The organism is Halobacillus sp. KGW1, from assembly GCF_001592845.1.
In the GTDB taxonomy this organism is placed as follows: domain Bacteria; phylum Bacillota; class Bacilli; order Bacillales; family Halobacillaceae; genus Halobacillus.
Map to the genome: position 1 here is coordinate 140,279 of NZ_LSOC01000003.1, position 18,423 is coordinate 158,701.

Annotated in this window: 16 protein-coding genes; all 16 read right to left on the minus strand. The window is 46.6% G+C overall.

Annotated features, from left to right (window positions below):
• Positions 1–26: 26 nt before the first annotated feature.
• The 16 genes from AXG56_RS09760 to AXG56_RS09835 all read right to left on the minus strand — a co-directional run bounded on the left by AXG56_RS09760 (position 27) and on the right by AXG56_RS09835 (position 18,248).
• Positions 27–1,694: a glycerol-3-phosphate dehydrogenase/oxidase gene (locus AXG56_RS09760; RefSeq protein WP_008634058.1), complete on the minus strand. Its 1,668-nt coding sequence runs from the start codon at positions 1,692–1,694 to the stop codon at positions 27–29.
• 245 nt (positions 1,695–1,939) lie between these two features.
• Positions 1,940–3,439, minus strand: coding sequence for a glycerol kinase GlpK (gene glpK / locus AXG56_RS09765; protein WP_062514228.1), 1,500 nt, complete (start codon positions 3,437–3,439; stop codon positions 1,940–1,942).
• 13 nt (positions 3,440–3,452) lie between these two features.
• Positions 3,453–4,256: an MIP/aquaporin family protein gene (locus AXG56_RS09770; protein ID WP_026578229.1), complete on the minus strand. Its 804-nt coding sequence runs from the start codon at positions 4,254–4,256 to the stop codon at positions 3,453–3,455.
• Between the two features lie 123 nt (positions 4,257–4,379).
• Positions 4,380–4,925 carry a glycerol-3-phosphate responsive antiterminator gene (locus AXG56_RS09775; RefSeq protein WP_008634049.1) on the minus strand — a complete coding sequence of 182 codons (546 nt, stop codon included), beginning with the start codon at positions 4,923–4,925 and terminating at the stop codon, positions 4,380–4,382.
• Positions 4,922–5,452 (minus strand): DapH/DapD/GlmU-related protein, encoded by a 531-nt coding sequence (locus tag AXG56_RS09780; RefSeq protein ID WP_008634047.1) that lies wholly within the window; start codon positions 5,450–5,452, stop codon positions 4,922–4,924. Before AXG56_RS09780 ends, AXG56_RS09775 begins: the two co-directional genes overlap by 4 nt.
• A gap of 4 nt (positions 5,453–5,456) precedes the next feature.
• Complete coding sequence (gene ppaX / locus AXG56_RS09785) at positions 5,457–6,095, minus strand: pyrophosphatase PpaX (protein ID WP_026578228.1); 639 nt, start codon at positions 6,093–6,095, stop codon at positions 5,457–5,459.
• Positions 6,070–7,026: a nucleoside recognition domain-containing protein gene (locus AXG56_RS09790; RefSeq protein WP_026578227.1), complete on the minus strand. Its 957-nt coding sequence runs from the start codon at positions 7,024–7,026 to the stop codon at positions 6,070–6,072. The genes ppaX and AXG56_RS09790 overlap by 26 nt, the downstream gene beginning before the upstream one ends.
• 13 nt (positions 7,027–7,039) lie before the next feature.
• Positions 7,040–7,876 (minus strand): prolipoprotein diacylglyceryl transferase, encoded by an 837-nt coding sequence (gene lgt / locus AXG56_RS09795; protein ID WP_008634040.1) that lies wholly within the window; start codon positions 7,874–7,876, stop codon positions 7,040–7,042.
• A gap of 15 nt (positions 7,877–7,891) precedes the next feature.
• Positions 7,892–8,824 carry an HPr(Ser) kinase/phosphatase gene (gene hprK / locus AXG56_RS09800; protein ID WP_026578226.1) on the minus strand — a complete coding sequence of 311 codons (933 nt, stop codon included), beginning with the start codon at positions 8,822–8,824 and terminating at the stop codon, positions 7,892–7,894.
• Between the two features lie 137 nt (positions 8,825–8,961).
• Positions 8,962–9,315: a phage holin family protein gene (locus tag AXG56_RS09805; protein WP_008635672.1), complete on the minus strand. Its 354-nt coding sequence runs from the start codon at positions 9,313–9,315 to the stop codon at positions 8,962–8,964.
• 31 nt (positions 9,316–9,346) lie between these two features.
• Entirely contained in the window at positions 9,347–10,378 is a 1,032-nt protein-coding gene (locus AXG56_RS09810; protein ID WP_026578225.1) for a DUF4097 family beta strand repeat-containing protein, read from the minus strand.
• Between the two features lie 96 nt (positions 10,379–10,474).
• The gene (gene bshB2 / locus AXG56_RS09815; RefSeq protein WP_008635670.1) at positions 10,475–11,119 is read right to left on the minus strand and encodes a bacillithiol biosynthesis deacetylase BshB2; all 645 of its coding nucleotides are present in this window, start codon (positions 11,117–11,119) and stop codon (positions 10,475–10,477) included.
• Entirely contained in the window at positions 11,112–11,483 is a 372-nt protein-coding gene (locus AXG56_RS09820; protein WP_008635669.1) for a YojF family protein, read from the minus strand. Before AXG56_RS09820 ends, bshB2 begins: the two co-directional genes overlap by 8 nt.
• Before the next feature lie 66 nt (positions 11,484–11,549).
• On the minus strand, positions 11,550–14,426 hold the full coding sequence (uvrA, locus tag AXG56_RS09825) for an excinuclease ABC subunit UvrA (RefSeq protein WP_008635667.1): 2,877 nt from the start codon (positions 14,424–14,426) through the stop codon (positions 11,550–11,552).
• A gap of 7 nt (positions 14,427–14,433) precedes the next feature.
• Complete coding sequence (uvrB, locus tag AXG56_RS09830; protein ID WP_008635661.1) at positions 14,434–16,413, minus strand: excinuclease ABC subunit UvrB; 1,980 nt, start codon at positions 16,411–16,413, stop codon at positions 14,434–14,436.
• Between the two features lie 245 nt (positions 16,414–16,658).
• Positions 16,659–18,248: a peptide chain release factor 3 gene (locus AXG56_RS09835; protein WP_008635659.1), complete on the minus strand. Its 1,590-nt coding sequence runs from the start codon at positions 18,246–18,248 to the stop codon at positions 16,659–16,661.
• Positions 18,249–18,423: the final 175 nt, after the last annotated feature.

Consider the following 18,423-nt stretch of genomic DNA (forward strand, 5'->3'; position numbering starts at 1 on the left):
TTTGGAGAGGCTTTTTTAGAACGTCTTTATACAAACTCCACCGGTTTAACTGCTTCTTCAAGCAGAAGGTTCAGTTCTTTCGTGTACTCTTGTTTCTGCTGTTCGGAATACCCAAGTGCAGTCGTCAAGTATTCAATAACGGAATCCTTGTGCTCATGTACCCAGTTGATATCAAAGAACAGGGCACCTGTACGGCGGACAAAGAAATCGACCGGCTTCATAACCAGTTCATTCTCCAATCCGTACGTAAGCTGAGCGAATACAACAGGATCCACGCCGGCTTGTTCCGCTTCCTGCCTGCGATTCTTAAGGTTTTGGAAAACCTTATCGACATTAGCACCATACAGGCGGATCAATTTATCCGCTACTTTAGCGTCCAGGCCGATGGAATCTCCAATTTTCATCCGTTCTTCTTTGAATTTCTTAAAGCCTTTGGATCCGCCGACTTCCCCACCGGAAATAGGCATATGTTTCGTTTCTGAATCAGAGTAACGAATGCCGTACTCTTCCGTCAATTGATCACGAACAAGATCAACGGCTGTCTGTGCCATTTTACGATAACCGGTAAGTTTACCTCCGGCCATGGAAATAAGCCCGGAATCCGAAACGAAAATTTCATCCTTACGGGAGATTTCAGACGGATCTTTTCCTTCTTCATGAATAAGCGGACGAAGACCGGCCCAGCTGGATTCCACGTCATTGGCGTTAATTTCTACAGACGGGAACATCATATGAATAGAATTCAAGATATAGTCTCGGTCATCTTCTGTCATAGTCGGATGCGCAATATCTTCGTCATACGTCGTATCTGTTGTACCCACATAGGTCTTTCCATCACGAGGAATGGCAAAGACCATGCGGCCGTCCGGCGTATCAAAATAAATCGCTTGTTTCAATGGGAACTTGGCTTGGTCAAACACAAGGTGGACACCTTTCGTCAAATGAAGGGTCTTCCCTTTTTTGGAACCATCAATTTCACGTAATTCGTCTACCCACGGACCACCTGCATTAATAATTTTCTTCGCTTTCACGTGGTACTGTTCATTCGTTACTGTATCTTCGACTTTAGCACCGGCAAGTTTGCCGCCGTCATCATAAATGAAATCAACAACTTTCGTATAGTTCGAAGACAAGGCGCCGTGTTCAACTGCTTTCTTCATGACTTCCAGAGTCAAACGGGCATCGTCTGTTTTATATTCTACATAATAGCCGGCACCTTTCAGCCCCTCACTCTTAATCAAAGGCTCACGTTTAAGCGCTTCTTCCGCACTCATCATGGTACGGCGTTCTGATTTCTTAACACCTGCCAGGTAGTCATATACCCGCAGACCGATGTTCGTGGAGAACGGACCGAAGTTACCGCCTTCATGGAACGGCAGCAGCATCCATTCAGGAGTCGTTACATGTGGACCGTTCTCATAGACGATCTCCCTTTCTTTCCCTACTTCAGCGACCATCTTCACTTCAAATTGCTTCAAATAACGCAACCCTCCGTGAACGAGCTTTGTCGAACGGCTGGATGTACCTGCTGCATAGTCCTGCATTTCTACGACAGCTGTTTTCATTCCCCGGCTTGCCGCATCTAAAGCGATTCCGGAACCGGTGATACCTCCACCAATTACTAGAACATCCCACTCTTCCTGTGCCAAACGATTTAATTGATCCTGTCTTTCATAACTAGAAAGTGATTGCATACGATCTCTCCTTCTTCCATTGATGTTCAATTTAATCGGTCTGATAGGGGTATTCCCTAAAACGGGCCCAAATATGTGTCCGATTGCTCATCGAGCGGCCGTCTCTTCCGTAGGAGAATACAAAAAAAGAGACCACGAACACCTTTATGTATAAACATAAAGTTTCGTGGTCTCTCCGTATCTCCGACCAATTTGATTAACTTATGGGTATATTATATCCTACGCTCATACGTGTGTCAAAGGCTTTACTCTTCCTGTTTAAACACCCTTGTCGCCTCCACAGCCTTCTGCCAGCCTTGATAAAGTTTTTTCCTCTTCTCTTCCTTCATGGCAGGGTCGAACTCCCGCTCCATTTCCCATTGGGAATCTATATCTTTACGGTCTTCCCAGAATCCTACCGCAAGTCCCGCCAAATAGGCAGCACCAAGAGCCGTCGTTTCATTAATTCTCGGACGCTCCACCGTAACAATCAGAAGATCACTTTGGAACTGCATCAATAAGTTGTTTTTGACCGCTCCTCCATCAACACGCAGCTTTTTCAACTCAATTCCGGAATCCTCCACCATTGCATCAACGACGTCTTTCGTCTGATACGCAAGAGAATCGAGAGTTGCACGTACAAAATGGGCTTTCGTTGTTCCGCGCGTCAGTCCGAACACAGCTCCTCGTGCTTCACTATCCCAATACGGCGTTCCCAATCCTACAAAGGCAGGTACGACATACACACCTTCCGTCGAGTTGACACTGCCGGCAATTTCTTCACTGGCAGGAGATGATTCGATCATCTCCAGTCCGTCCCTGAGCCACTGAATAGCAGAACCGGAGACGAAAATGCTCCCTTCCAGTGCATATTCCACTTTTCCATCCAACCCCCAGGCAATTGTGGTCAACAGGCCGTTATTGGACTTAACCGCCTCTTCTCCGGTATTCATCAACATGAATCCACCAGTACCATAGGTATTCTTAGCCATGCCTTTCTCAAAACAAGCCTGCCCGAACAAAGCTGCCTGCTGATCGCCGGCTATGCCGGCAATGGGAATATTTTTTCCGAAGAAGTGATAATCCACCGTTTCTGCATAGACTTCTGATGATTCTTTTACTTCCGGAAGCATACTGGACGGAACACCAAGAATTTCAAGGAGTTCATCATCCCACTTCAAATCGAAAATATTGTACATCAATGTCCGGGAAGCATTGGAATAATCCGTTACATGAGCCGCCTTCCCGGACAACTTATAGATAAGCCACGTGTCAATCGTTCCAAACATCAACTCTCCTTGATCCGCTTTTTCACGTGCTCCTTCTACATTGTCGAGAATCCATTTGACCTTCGTACCGGCAAAATAGGGATCGAGAAGCAGCCCCGTCTTTTCACGGAACGTCGGTTCATGTCCCTGCTCTTTTAACTCATTGCAGATCGGCTGCGTTTGTCTGCTCTGCCATACAATTGCCTTGTGGACCGGCTTCCCTGTATTCTTGTCCCACACAACGGTTGTTTCCCTCTGATTTGTTATACCGATGCCGGCTACTTGATCCGCTTCGACATCCGATTTTCTAAGTACATCTGCAATACACGCAAGCACAGATGTCCAGATTTCATTGGCATCATGCTCCACCCAGCCCGGCTTAGGAAAATATTGTTCAAACTCCTTTTGACCGGTCTCCACGATTTCGCCTTCTTTATTGAATAAAATTGCTCGTGAACTGGTCGTCCCCTGATCGATCGATAAAATATATTTTTCCATCTTCATCACTCCTTTAATTGACTTGAGCCGCTTTTCTTAATTCCACCCTCATGGATGAGAGCAGGATGGCACCGACAAGGATTGTCCCGACCCAGAAAACGATCGTTGGTTCGCCCTCAAAAATGGCTTTATAAAACAATCCTCCATACATACCGCCGATTGCAGGACCAAGCACTGGTATCCAGGCATACCCCCAGTCCGACCCGCCTTTACCCGGAATTGGAAGAACCGCATGAGCGATCCGCGGTCCAAGATCACGGGCGGGGTTAATGGCATATCCCGTTGTAGAACCGAGCGACATCCCGATCGCTACAATCAATAATCCGACAATAAGCGGATTCAGACCATCCGTGAAATCATTGGCACCTATGAATAACAATCCCATCACCAATACGAATGTTCCAATCATTTCACTGACAAGGTTGGAGATTGGGCTCCGAATCGCGGGATCCGTACAGAAAATAGACTTTATAGCAAGCTGGTCCTCTGTATCTTTGAAATGGGGCAGGTAATGAAAATATACAATTGCAGCACCAATGAAGGCACCAATCATTTGAGCGGTGATATACTGTGGCACCTTTGACCATGGGAAATCTCCGACAATAGCGAATCCGAGCGTCACCGCTGGATTAATATGAGCATCGGTGATCCTTCCTACAGCATAGACACCTAAAGCTACCGCAAGCCCCCACGCGATGGTGATCAACACCCAATTCCCATCGGCCTTTGTTGCTTTTAAGTTAGCACCTGCGATGACACCGGCACCAAAAATAATCAAGATCATCGTCCCGATCAGTTCCCCGACGAATTCCGTCATATGCAACGACATCCCCTTTCTCCTATTGAACAGATCGAACAAAAAAACCACACAATATTAGTCACGCTAATGATTGTGTGGATCCGTCTGTCCCCTCACGAAAGGTGGTATGTATTCGTGATGCTAAAACTTCCATAATTCTGAACGTGAGGTGGAAACAGCTGAAGCTCCGGACGCAAGCGCTTTCTCAACCTCTTCATCTGTGCGTATCAAACCACCCGCAATCACCGGAACTCCTATACGATCCTTAATCTCTTTTATCATACCCGGCAAAATACCCGGTAAAACTTCCACATAGTCCGGGGATGTCTTCTGGATGATCTTCACGTTGTGTTCTATCGCCTGACTGTCTATCAGAAATAAACGTTGGACGGAGAGAATGCCATACTTCTTAGCCTGATGGATGACATGGGCTCTTGTACTGATCACACCATCCGGTTTTACTTCCTGACCAATGTATTCCATGCCGTAATCATCGGCCTTCAAACCTTGAATCAAATCAACATGGACCAATACTTTCTTACCTGCTTTCTGCCCCACCTTCACGAGCTTCCTCAATAGTCCGAGCCGGCTCTCCAGAAGAATAATGTAATCCGTGTTACTTTCCAAAAGCGTTTCAAATTCCTTTATTTTCTTAACAGCGGGCAGTACCGGCTGGCTGAAGCTCATAACGTCTCCTCTTTTCCCTGCATGTTGTTCCTCTCTTCCATTTGGTCTTTCGTATAGATGATCTGCATCGGGTTACCACCGACAAAGGCTCCGGCAGGAACGTCTTTATGCACAAGCGTCCCTGCCGATACAACAGCTCTGTCTCCAATTGTGACACCAGGAAGAATCGTCGTGTTTGCACCGATCAAGACTTCATCTCCAATGTCAATTATCCCCAAACGATATTCATCGATTAAATATTCATGAGCAAGAATCGTCGTATTGTAGCCGATAACCGAATTCCGTCCGACACGGATCTTCTCCGGAAACATAATATCCACCATGACCATGAGCGCAAATGCCGTCTGCCCTCCGACTTCCATCCTTAAAAAGGTCCGATAAAGCCAATTTTTCAACCCGAGAAACGGCGTGTATCTTGCCACCTGAATAATGACAAAATTTTTTACCACTTTAGTGAACGGAACGGTCTTGTAGATGTGCCAAAGTGAGTTGCCGCCTTCCACCGGATAACGATCCGTCTTCCTCATTCCTTCAACCCCTTGTAATGGAAAGCAGGTCGCGCATGTTGGACAGCATGTAATCCGGATTTAACTCATCCAAAACGCGTCTTCCCTTTATTGTCCACGCCACGCCTGCGGTCTTTGTGCCGGCGTTCTGTCCTGCTTCAATATCATGCGTGTTGTCTCCGACCATCAATGCTTCCGATGCTTTGGAACCTAAACGATCGAGTGCTTTGACAATTGGTTCCGGATGCGGCTTCGCATTCGTGACATCATCCAGGGTGATGATCGTTTCGAACATACCGGCAAGACCGGTCATTTCCAGCCCCATCTGGACGGTGTGACGCATTTTCGTAGTGACGATTCCGAGGTGGTATCCTTCTTCCTTCAATGTCTGAATCGTCTCCACCACTCCTTCATATGCCTTCACATACTTGTCATGATTTTCCACATTGTGTTCCCGATAAACTTCAATCATTTCCTGTACTTTATCAGGGTTAACTTTTCTCAGACTTTCTATAAGAGGCGGACCGATAAAATCAAGGATTTCCTCCCTGCTGTAAGGACGATCTGCAAATTGCTCAATGGTGTGTGTAAAGGAAGCGATGATCAGTTCGTTCGTGTCGATCAGCGTTCCGTCCAAGTCAAAGAGAATGGTACGTATGCTCATTAGTAGAATCCTTCCTATCTTGGTGTAGTCTGTTCCAAACAAAACCGATGACCGCGGTCAAAATAACAGCCGTGAGCAACCGGATAACAAGCAGAGGCCATACCGGTATTCCGAGCGGGATAAAGACAAGCGTATCTTCGACCACTGCGTGGCAGGAGACAAGAAAGATCACTGCGAGTGTCATATCTTTCTTTGAGACGCCGTCTTCTTTGACCGCCTGAATCATCAACCCGGCCCCATACGCGAGACCGATCGTTAACCCGGCAACAAGCGTCATCGACGTGTTTCTCTCCATACCGAGGAAGCGGGTCGCAGGCGCAATCCAGCCTGAGAAGCGATCGAGCCACCCTCGTTCCCTTAAGTACTGCATGACAATCATGAGCGGAATAACAATCAATGCCAGTTGGACGATCCCCATGAAGGCCGTCTGAACTCCGTGAAAGATAATTGCTGACCAGCCTTCCGGATCAGCTGCCTGCTCAGGAGCGAGGCCGTATTGGGCGATTTCACTGCCGCCGTTCCAGACGAGGTTGACCGTCACCGCAGCAAGAAGTGCCAAACCCACGCGGACGCAGATAACGATCCACCAGCTGACTCCAACTTTCTTGGCAACCGTCGATTCAATTAATAGGTTGTGCGAGAAGGACAGCATGATTGCCATGATGAATACTTCTTTGACCGTGAATTCAAATGACAAGATTGCGGCTATTCCCGCATACAAGTTCAATGCATTACCTAAAACAAGTGGAACCGCCGCTTCTCCAGATAGACCAATCCACCGCATCATCGGTTCCAACCGATCAATGACCCAAGGTAAAACAGGGGTGTATTGAAGAATCGTTACAATCAACGTTACAGGAAAGATGACCTTCCCCAACGTCCATGTCAAATCGATCCCTTTTCGAGCCCCTCTTTTCGCAACACCCATCATGGCACATGCTCCTTTATTTTACTTTTTTTCCACTATAATATTTATCCGCCATTCCTGACTTCCTGCGATAAATGATCAGAATGACAGATAAGACAATCAGCACGATCGAAATGAACTGAGCTGTGCGGATTTCAGCAAATAGATACAGGCTGTCCGTCCGCATTCCTTCGATAAAATAGCGTCCGACGGAATACCAGATGACATAGCTCAGGAAAACTTCCCCTCGACGAGGATCGAATTTGTGACGAAGAATCAGCAATAAGATGAATCCGATGATGCTCCACAGGGATTCATAGAGGAACGTAGGATGATAGACGGTCCCTTCGATACACATCTGTTGATTAATAAAGTCGGGCAGATACTGCATGTAATTATTATAGAACGATTCAGAGACCGGGCCTCCGTGCGCTTCCTGATTCATGAAATTACCCCAGCGTCCGATTGCCTGTCCGAGAATGATGCTCGGTGCGGCAATGTCGGCCATCTGCCAAAAGGACAGCTTCTTCGCACGGGTATAAAGATAGGCGGTTAATACAGCTCCGATCAAACCGCCGTGTATAGCAATTCCGCCTTCCCATACGGCGAAAACTTTCCACCACGGCCCTCCCGCATACCGATCCCATTCAAACAGAACGTAGTAGGCACGGGCACAGATAATAGCTGCCGGAATCGCATAAACCACGATATCCACCATGTAATCTTTCTTTAAACCAAGTCGTTCCGTCTCCCTTGTTGCTATGAGCAGCCCAAGAAAGGCTCCGGTGGCGATAATCAACCCATACCAGTAGATGGTGAGAGGACCGAGCTGGAGGAACACCGGATTCAACGGTTCTGGTGTACAAACTTGCATGATGTATTTCCTCCTTTACTCCGTCTCTTTATCTTGGTCAATCACTTTAGTCAAACGTTCTGAGAACTCTTCTGCTGCATTGACGCCCATCCGTTTCAAACGGAAATTCATTGCTGCCACTTCGATGATAACAGCCAGGTTTCTTCCCGGTCGTACAGGAATGGTCGCCTTCGGAACTTCGACATCCATGATCTTCATCGTTTCTTCTTCGAGACCGAGACGGTCGTATTGTTTATTCTTATCCCAAAGCTCCAGATCAATGACAAGAGTGATTCGCTTGAAACTGCGGACAGCACCGGCACCGAACAATGTCATCACATTGATAATGCCGAGACCACGGATTTCCAATAGATGTTCAATCAAAGGGGGACTGTTCCCGATCAATGTATCGTAGTCTTCTTGACGAATCTCTACACTATCGTCCGCAACGAGCCTGTGCCCTCTCTTGACAAGTTCGAGCGCTGTTTCACTTTTACCGACGCCGCTTTGACCGGTAATCAGAACGCCGATACCATATATATCTACGAGTACACCATGAATTGCGGTGAATGGTGCGAATTTAGATTCAAGAAAATTTGTCAAACGGCTGATCACACGTGTCGTCTTGTACGGCGACCTCATTAATGGAACGCCGGCATCAATCGCTGCCTCACGAAGTTCTTCAGGTACATCCATTCCTCTGGTAATGACAATACCCGGCGTCAAATCCGTACACAGTTTTTCGGCACGCTCTTTTCTCTGTTCATGTGTCAACTCATTGAAGTAGGATAGTTCCGTTTTGCCCAATAGTTGGAGACGATCTTTTGGATAGAACTTGAAATACCCGGTCATTTCCACACCAGGTCTGGAAATATCACTCATATGTATTTCACGATGAATGCCGTCTTCTCCGGCTATCAATTCTAATTTAAACTGCTCTAATAAATCTTCTGTTCGGACCTTGCTCATCTCTCTAACAACCTCCTTATTCGTGAACCACTGTCCCCTATTGTAGCATGTTTTTTTAATTCTTGAATATTTAGTCCTGACTACAGAGTAATCCATAAAAAAAGCACAGGCTGTTTCGCCCGTGCTTCCATAGAACATTATTTTTTCATATCTTTGATCAGACTGTTCAATACCAGGTTGATAATGGAAATGATGATGGCAGAAATGATTGCCATTCCGAATCCATCAATATCAAAGGTACTGCCAAGCAGCGCATCTGTAAGCCAAAGTGTAATGGCGTTAATGACGAACAGGAAGAGTCCAAGAGATACGAGCGTAATCGGCAGCGTCAAGATAACCAATATTGGACGTACAATTGCGTTCAGGATCGATAAGATCAGCGCAGCGAGTAATGCCCCGCCCACCCCTTCAATTTGTACAGAATCAAACAGGGCACCGACAGCTATGATCGCTATGGCATTCACCAAGATATGCAGGAACCAATTCTTCACACTATCCACCTACCTATTTTTTTAGACAAGATCAGAGGATGGACGGCGGGGTGACGGTCACAGGCCCGGTCTTTGTCTCAGCCTCTATATGATATGTCTGGTCATATTGTTCGTAAGCTTCGAATTCCAGACGTTTGTTCATTACATCTTTCTTGTCTTTTAGAATCTTGTAGTTTTCCAACTCGCAATATACGTTCCCTATATTGCTTTTCAATAATCCTACTATTTTTCTTTCATTGGGTATGGAAACACGAATGCTTCCAGCAGTTGTCTTATAGAAGCCCGTATGAGCTTTATTGCTCAAATGATCCACTTTAATTTGTCCGCTTACGGTTGAAATATCACTCTTGCCAAGATCACCAACAAGGGAGACGGTCCCATTGATGGTATCTGCTTCCCACTCCTCAAAATTAACGGATGCTGCCGTAATACTTCCATTACCTGTTTCAACCTTGCAGCTGCGACCAATCAACTCCTTTAATTTCACAGGACCATTTGATGTTTTCAACTGCAGCTGATCTGCTTTCAGCTCCTCTATTTCCAGCTCACCGTTGGACAGCTTCGCTTTAATAAAGGAAAGGTGGACAGGAGGAACATAAAGCTCCACCTTCACCTTTGTTTTTTTGACCGGGCTGGAAAGTCGGAGCAAACCTGCTTTCAAAGTCAGGTTCACGTCCTCTTGGAACCTGTCCTTCGCCTGCTGTTCACTCTCCGCCCCATACACCCTCCCATCAAATACGGCTTTGACATAATCCTGATCCCACGATCGAAGTACAAGGGAACCATTTGCAATCCATACATCGATATCATTCATTTCCCCTGCCTCCAGCACTGCCTCCTCGGAAAAAGATTGATATTCCCCGAAAACCATGTCAAAATCTGATTTTTTCACTTTCTCAACCGCATCATCGAAAAAGTTTCGTAACCCATACCTTTTGGAGGCGGGTTTCTCTTTGTCTTCCTCCGGCTTTCTTTCTACAGCTTCAAGCAGCTTCGCTCCTTCATCAGCCGTTATTTTCCCCTCTTCAATCATTTTGAGGATCTTCATTCGCTCTTCTGTCATTTTCCTCACTCCTTACTTCTTCGTACGATTTGCCAACAGCCAGTGATTCAAAAAACACCTTGAAAAGACATCGTGTCTTCTCAAGGTGTAATCTGCCTAAATACTACAGCGGTAGAAACGCTCTGTTTTCATACGTTCTAATTGTTCCGGGTTCTGTTCCATTAAACTCATCATACCATCCACCTGAGACAGGTGAGCGCGTATGGCTGCCATTTTCTTATCCCAATGAGGGCGGATATCCAATACGATTTCCGGTTCTCCCAAATCTTCCTGATGATCGTTGGAAATGGCATGCAGCCACAGCTCCGGCCGCTTCGAATCATCCATTAAACGCACAGCCTCCACCACGCCGGCACCGAGAGCGTCGTGATCCGGGTGTACGGCATAGCCAGGATAGTGTGTGATAATGATGGAAGCTCCGTACGCCTCGATTCTCTCTTTCAGATAGAGAGCCATTTGATCCAATGGTTCAAACTCCAGCGTCTTGTCACGGTAACCGAGAAATTCCAGGCCGATATCCAGCTCCTCAACCGCTTTTTGGAGCTCCTCCTTACGGAACGAGGAGAGCGTCTCTCTGTTTGCAAATACGGGCTTACCCATATTACGCCCCATCTCTCCTAATGTACCACATAGATAAGTGACTTCTGCGCCTTCTTCCCTGAACTTCGATATGGTTCCCGAAGCCCCAAAGGATTCATCATCCGGATGAGGGAAGATGACGAGCACTTTCTCTTTACTCATCCGGATCGACCTCATGAGAAAAAGGAGTCTCACTGATTTCCAGAGCTACCATAAGGCGACCTTCCCGGTCGTGTCCAGCCAAAAGGAGACGGTCATGTTCATCAATTTCGAAGTCCGACACTCCTTCTGCGTACACCCATCCAAGATCCAGTTTCAATCCGACGCGGAAACCTCCGCCTGTGCTGACAATTTTTCCATGCTTATATTTCACTTTTGCATTGCGAATAAATGCCCCTACATTATAGGCGTTTTGATCAAAGTGGCTGGCATAAGCCCCATTCGTCGTTTCCAAGTGAACGTAGACATCTTTGTTGGCAAATTGATCTATTTTGTTCTGAACTGCTTCTTGCTGTATTGCTTTCACTAGTATTCCTCCCGTCAAACGATTCTTGTTTAACGATACTGAATTCTCCGGCAGGCGTCAAAACATCTACTTGGAGGCGACTTCTTCCCGCTCACTCATACGCTGTTCCATTCGCTTGCGGTCTCTTTCCAGAACCGGTTTTAAATACCGTCCCGTATAGGACTCCCTGTGTTCTGCCACTTCTTCCGGTGTACCGGTAGCAATGATCTGTCCGCCATTCTGTCCGCCTTCCGGTCCAAGATCAATGATGTGATCTGCCGCTTTAATGACATCCAGATTATGTTCAATAATCAGAACGGAATCTCCGTTTTCCACAAGTCGCTGCAGCACTTGAAGAAGTCGGGATATGTCGTCCACGTGTAATCCTGTCGTCGGTTCGTCCAGAATATAGAAGGACTTTCCGTTTGAACGGCGATGAAGCTCGCTGGCAAGTTTCACACGCTGGGCTTCCCCACCGGAAAGGGTCGTCGCAGGCTGCCCAAGCTTAATGTAATCAAGCCCGACATCCGCCACCGTCTGCAGCTTCCGTTTGATTTTCGGGATGTTGGCAAAGAAATCCAGCGCTTCTTCAATCGTCATCCCCAGTACATCTGCAATGCTCTTCCCTTTATATTTCACTTCGAGCGTTTCCCGGTTATAGCGTTTCCCGTCACATACCTCGCACGGAACGTAAACATCCGGCAGAAAGTGCATTTCGATTTTAATAATTCCATCCCCGCGACACGCTTCACACCTTCCACCTTTGACGTTGAAGCTGAATCGTCCTTTTTTGTATCCGCGGATTTTCGCTTCGTTCGTCTGTGCAAAAACATCCCGGATATCATCGAATACACCTGTGTACGTAGCCGGGTTGGAGCGTGGTGTCCGGCCGATAGGCGACTGATCGATATCAATCACTTTGTCGAGCTGATCGATTCCTTCTACAGTTTTATGCTTCCCTGGTTTTTGTTTTCCGTTATGAAGCCGCATCGAAAGTGTTTTGTAGAGGATTTCATTGATCAATGTACTCTTCCCTGAACCTGATACCCCGGTGACAGCGGTCAGAAGTCCAAGCGGCACATCGGCGTTCACTTTCTTAAGGTTGTTCTCTTCCGCTCCTTTGATTTTCAAAAAGCGGCCATCCGGTTTCCGGCGCTCTGCTGGAAGCGGAATGAATTTTTTACCGGACAAGTACTGCCCGGTTAAAGACTTCCGACTCTTCATTACCTGCTTCGGCGTTCCCTGGGAAACAATATTTCCGCCATGTGCTCCTGCACCAGGTCCAATGTCGATTAAATAGTCGGCAGCCAACATCGTATCTTCATCATGTTCTACCACGATCAGCGTATTATCCAAATCACGCATCCGCTTGAGCGTTTCAATCAGTCTGTCGTTATCACGCTGGTGGAGGCCGATGGAAGGCTCGTCCAGTACATATAATACTCCCGTAAGTGCAGAACCGATCTGGGTCGCAAGCCTGATCCGCTGCGCTTCACCGCCGGAAAGGGTACCGGCAGACCGGGAAAGTGTTAAATAATCAAGGCCGACATTCGCAAGAAAGCTCAATCTCTCTACAATCTCCTTCAGGATCATTCGCGCGATCGTTTCCTCCTTCTCTGTCAGTTCTAATGAATCGAAGAAATTCTTCGCTTCCGTAACAGAGAAGTCTGTTGTCACCCCGATGTGTTTGCCGTTGATGAGAACGGCGAGAGCTTCTTCATTCAATCTGTTTCCTTTACACTTCGGACACGGTTTCTGTGCCATGTACTTTTCCATCTGCTCACGAATATAGTCGGAACTGGTTTCTCTATAGCGCCGGGAAATGTTTGGAATAACGCCTTCAAAGAAGATTTCATTTTCCCTTACTTTTCCAAAATCGTTCTCATAGCGGAAATAAACCTTCTCCTCTCCACTACCGTAAAGGATCCGTTCTTTATGCTCCTCCGGTAATTCTTCGAAAGGCTGATCCATATCAATACCGTAGTGATCTGAAACACTCTTAAGCAGCTGCGGATAGTATTGTGAGCTTTGAGGTTCCCAGGCGGCGATTGCGTGTTCGTTCAAGGACCGGCTCCTGTCTGGAATCACAAGATCGATATCTACTTCAAGCTGAGTACCTAAACCGTCGCAGCGGCTGCATGCTCCAAACGGGCTGTTAAAGGAAAACATACGCGGCTCCAGCTCGCTGATGGAAAATCCGCATATCGGGCATGCATGGTGTTCACTGAACATCAGCTCCTCCTCGCCGATTACATCCACAATCGTATGTCCATTTCCTAGATTAAGAGCCGTTTCGATGGAATCAGAAAGGCGGCCTTCCACACCATCTTTAACAACAATTCGGTCGATGACGACTTCTATTGAATGTTTCTTGTTCTTATCCAGTTTTATTTCCTCGGAAATTTCGCGCATTTCTCCGTCGACACGAAGACGGATATATCCTTCTTTTTGGAGCTGTTCAAACACCTTCACGTGTTCCCCTTTTCGCCCGGAGACGACAGGTGCGAGAATCTGAAGCTTCGTTCTTTCAGGATACTCCATCACACGATCCACCATCTGCTGGACGGTTTGAGAACTGATTTCTATTCCGTGTTTCGGACAGGTCGGACGTCCAATCCTGGCGAAGAGCAGACGTAAATAATCGTAAATTTCGGTCACGGTCCCTACAGTAGAACGAGGGTTCCGACTTGTCGTTTTCTGGTCGATGGAAATTGCCGGGGATAACCCTTCAATTGCATCGACGTCCGGTTTATCCATCTGCCCAAGGAACTGACGGGCATAAGCACTCAAGGATTCCACATATCGGCGCTGTCCCTCGGCATAAATGGTATCGAATGCCAACGAAGACTTCCCTGAACCGGATAAACCAGTCATGACCACCAGCTTATTCTTTGGAATGTCGATATCGACATTCTTCAAATTGTGGGCTCTGGCTCCCTTGATACTTATATGTTTACTAGCCATACTCAAATCATCCCTCCGCTTTTAGTTCCAACAAAACATCACGCAGTTCAGCCGCACGCTCGAAATCGAGTTCCCGAGCTGCCTGCTTCATTTCCGTTTCCATATTGTCGATAAGCTCCTGACGTTCGCGCTTCGTCATTTCCGACGGCTTCTTACCCGTATCGTACTGTTCCTCTTCTTCTGCGACGGCAGTAGCCTTAATAACGTCACGCACTTCTTTCTTGATCGTTGTCGGAGTTACACCGTGCTCTTCGTTATAGGCAATCTGCTTCTCCCGACGACGGTATGTTTCATCTATAGCAAACTGCATGGAAGCCGTCACTTTGTCGGCATACATGATAACTCTTCCGTTTTCATTTCGTGCTGCACGTCCGATCGTCTGAATCAGGGAACGGTCGGAACGGAGGAAACCTTCTTTATCTGCATCGAGAATAGTAACGAGAGATACTTCCGGAATGTCCAGACCTTCTCTCAACAAGTTGATTCCGATCAACACATCGTATTTACCGACACGAAGATCCCGGATGATTTCAATCCGTTCGAGCGTCTTGATTTCTGAATGGAGGTAAGCAACCTTCATTCCCAACTCTTTGAGGTAGTCCGTTAAATCCTCAGACATTTTCTTCGTAAGTGTTGTAACCAGTATCCTCTCATTTCGATCTTTCCGCTTGTTGATCTCTCCCACCAGATCATCGATCTGACCATGAATCGGACGCACTTCAATTTCCGGATCAAGAAGTCCGGTCGGCCGGATAATCTGCTCGATCATCTTCGGTGTATGTTCGATTTCGTATGGACCAGGCGTCGCCGAAACGTAAGCAATCTGGTTGATGTGTTCCTCGAATTCATGAAACATAAGCGGCCTGTTGTCCATAGCGGAAGGGAGACGGAATCCATGATCGACGAGCACTTGTTTCCTAGCCCTGTCCCCGTTATACATCCCTCTCACCTGTGGAAGTGTCACATGGGATTCATCAATCATAATCAGGAAATCATCCGGGAAATAGTCGAGAAGCGTATAAGGCGTCGCTCCCGGCTCCCGGAACGTCAAATGACGGGAATAGTTTTCGATTCCTGAACAGAAACCCATTTCCCTCATCATTTCCAAATCGTAGTTTGTCCGCTGCTCCAGACGCTGCGCTTCGAGAAGCTTGTCGTTGTCCCGAAGCTCTTTTACACGGTCTTTCATTTCCTGTTCTATATTTTCAATGGCTTTTTTCAACTTTTCTTCCCGGGTGACGAAGTGGGAGGCCGGGAAAATCGCTACATGCTCCCGATCGCCGATCACTTCGCCGGTCAACACATCCACTTCTCTGATCCGGTCAATTTCGTCTCCGAAAAATTCAATCCTCATCGCATGTTCTTCCCGTGAAGCAGGAATAATTTCCACCGAATCCCCGCGCACGCGGAATGTACCACGCTGAAAGTCAATATCGTTCCGCGCATATTGAATGTCTACAAGGTTCCGGAGCAGCTGATCCCGATCCTTCTCCATTCCCGTACGAATGGAAAGCACCTGACTTCGATATTCGTCGGGAGAACCTAAACCATAAATACAAGAAACACTGGCAACAATGATGACATCGTTCCGCTCAAACAAAGCAGACGTAGCGGAGTGGCGCAGCTTGTCGATCTCATCATTGATGCTCGCGTCCTTCTCGATAAACGTATCCGACGAAGGGACATAAGCTTCCGGCTGATAATAATCATAGTAACTGACAAAATATTCCACAGCGTTATTTGGAAAGAACTCCTTGAATTCACTGTAGAGCTGCCCTGCCAACGTTTTGTTATGGGCTATGATCAGTGTCGGCTTGTTGACCTGTTCAATGACGTTTGACATGGTGAACGTCTTACCGGTACCCGTTGCACCGAGTAACGTCTGATGTTTTTCCCCATTGTTAATCCCTTCGACCAATGCTTTGATTGCTCGCGGCTGATCTCCCTGCGGGGTGTATTTAGATACTAATTCGAATTGTCCCTCCACGACGAAAACCTCCGTTCCTCACTATTCCTTCCTAGTTTACCACAACAGTTTACCATTCTAACCTTAAACGAACAAACATTCGCACTTGCAATTGGTTTTTCCCTATTTTTCCATATTTACCCCCTCTCTCCGACATACTCCTTTTCCATCCAACCAACGCTCACCTATATCCTTTACGACTCGGAAAAATAAAGAAAGCACCTGTATCCACAGGTGCTTTCTTTATTTCTATATCAATTCAGGGCTTACGCATCAAAGGTTTGATTATATTCATTTACTTCAAACAAATCGATCAACTCAATATCCGGATTCTTATCAATGAACCAACGCAGGGAAAAATCGTTTTTGAACAGAACAACCGGATTCCCTTCCCGATCTTCAGCAAGCATGTTCCGTTCATCGAACAGCGAAACGTCCACCTGATCCTCTTTAAGCCAGCGTGGAATACGCTCTCCAAGCGGTATTAACTCAATATCCACATTATACTCATTCTTCATCCGATATTCGAATACTTCGTATTGAAGTTCTCCGACAGCACCGATGATAAAATCTTCGAAGCTGTAGCGTTTAAACAGCTGAATTGCTCCTTCCTGAACCAGCTGTTCCAAACCTTTGCGGAACTGCTTCGATTTCATAACGTTTTTAGCTGTAACCTTCTTGAAGATCTCCGGCGGGAATTGAGGAAGTTCATCATATTCAAACTTGGATTTACCTGTAACAATCGTATCGCCGATCCGATAGACGTTTGGATCATAGATTCCGATAATATCTCCTGCATATCCTTCCTCTACGGTTCCACGGGAAGAGGCTACGAACTGTTGTGACTGGGCAAGTTTAAAGGTTTTTCCGGTTCGCGAGAGCGTGACGTTCATTCCGCGTTCGAATTTACCGGAACAAACTCGAACAAAAGCGATCCGATCGCGGTGCTGCGGATTCATGTTAGCCTGGATTTTGAAAATAAAACCTGAAAACTCCTCGTCTTCTGGTGAAACGACACCTTCCGTTGACTTACGTGGTGCAGGTTCGGGTGCCATTTCAATAAATGAATTAAAGAATGTTTCGACTCCGAATGGGGCGAGTGCACTACCGAAGAATACCGGCGTTTGATCACCGCGCAGCACCTTCTCCATATCAAAAGCTTCCCCGGCTTCTGCCACAAGTTCCATCTCTTCCTGAGCTTCCTGGAATGTTGCATTTTCTGTTAATTCCGGATACTGATCGAGCTGGTTATAAGGAATATAATCTTCTTCCTCATTTCCTGTGAAATGAACGAACTGTTCCTGTTCTCTGTCAAAAACCCCGAGGAATCGTTTCCCCATACCGGCAGGCCAGGTCATCGGGTATGTTTCAATATTTAAAGTTTCTTCAATTTCCTGCATTAAATCGAACGGCTCGCGTCCTTCCCGGTCCATCTTGTTAATGAACGTAAAAATTGGGATGCCGCGCATTTTACAGACTTTAAACAACTTGAGCGTCTGTGCCTCGATTCCTTTCGTCCCGTCAATAACCATGACAACACTGTCGACAGCTGTCAGCGTGCGATACGTGTCTTCACTGAAGTCTTCATGGCCAGGCGTATCCAGTATATTGACCTGGTAGCCTTTATATGGGAAGTTCATAACACTCGATGTTACTGAGATTCCCCGCTGCTTCTCAATTTCCATCCAGTCGGATGTAGCGAATTTACCAGATTTCTTTCCTTTTACCGTTCCTGCTGAACGAATCAGATTACCAAACAGCAGCATTTTTTCCGTCATCGTCGTTTTTCCGGCGTCCGGGTGGGAGATAATAGCAAACGTACGACGCTTTTTCATTTCTTCTTGAATAGGATTCATCGTGATATCCTCCATGTTATAAATTTTATATGTTTTGATTTAAGGCAGGATATACGTTACAACGACCGTGTCGTGGACACATGATCCGTACAGCATTCCTTTTCCATAAAAAAAGCGCGCCTCGATTTCAGAGCGCTTCAACACTTTTGATTATACTTTGAAAGTTAGCATAACC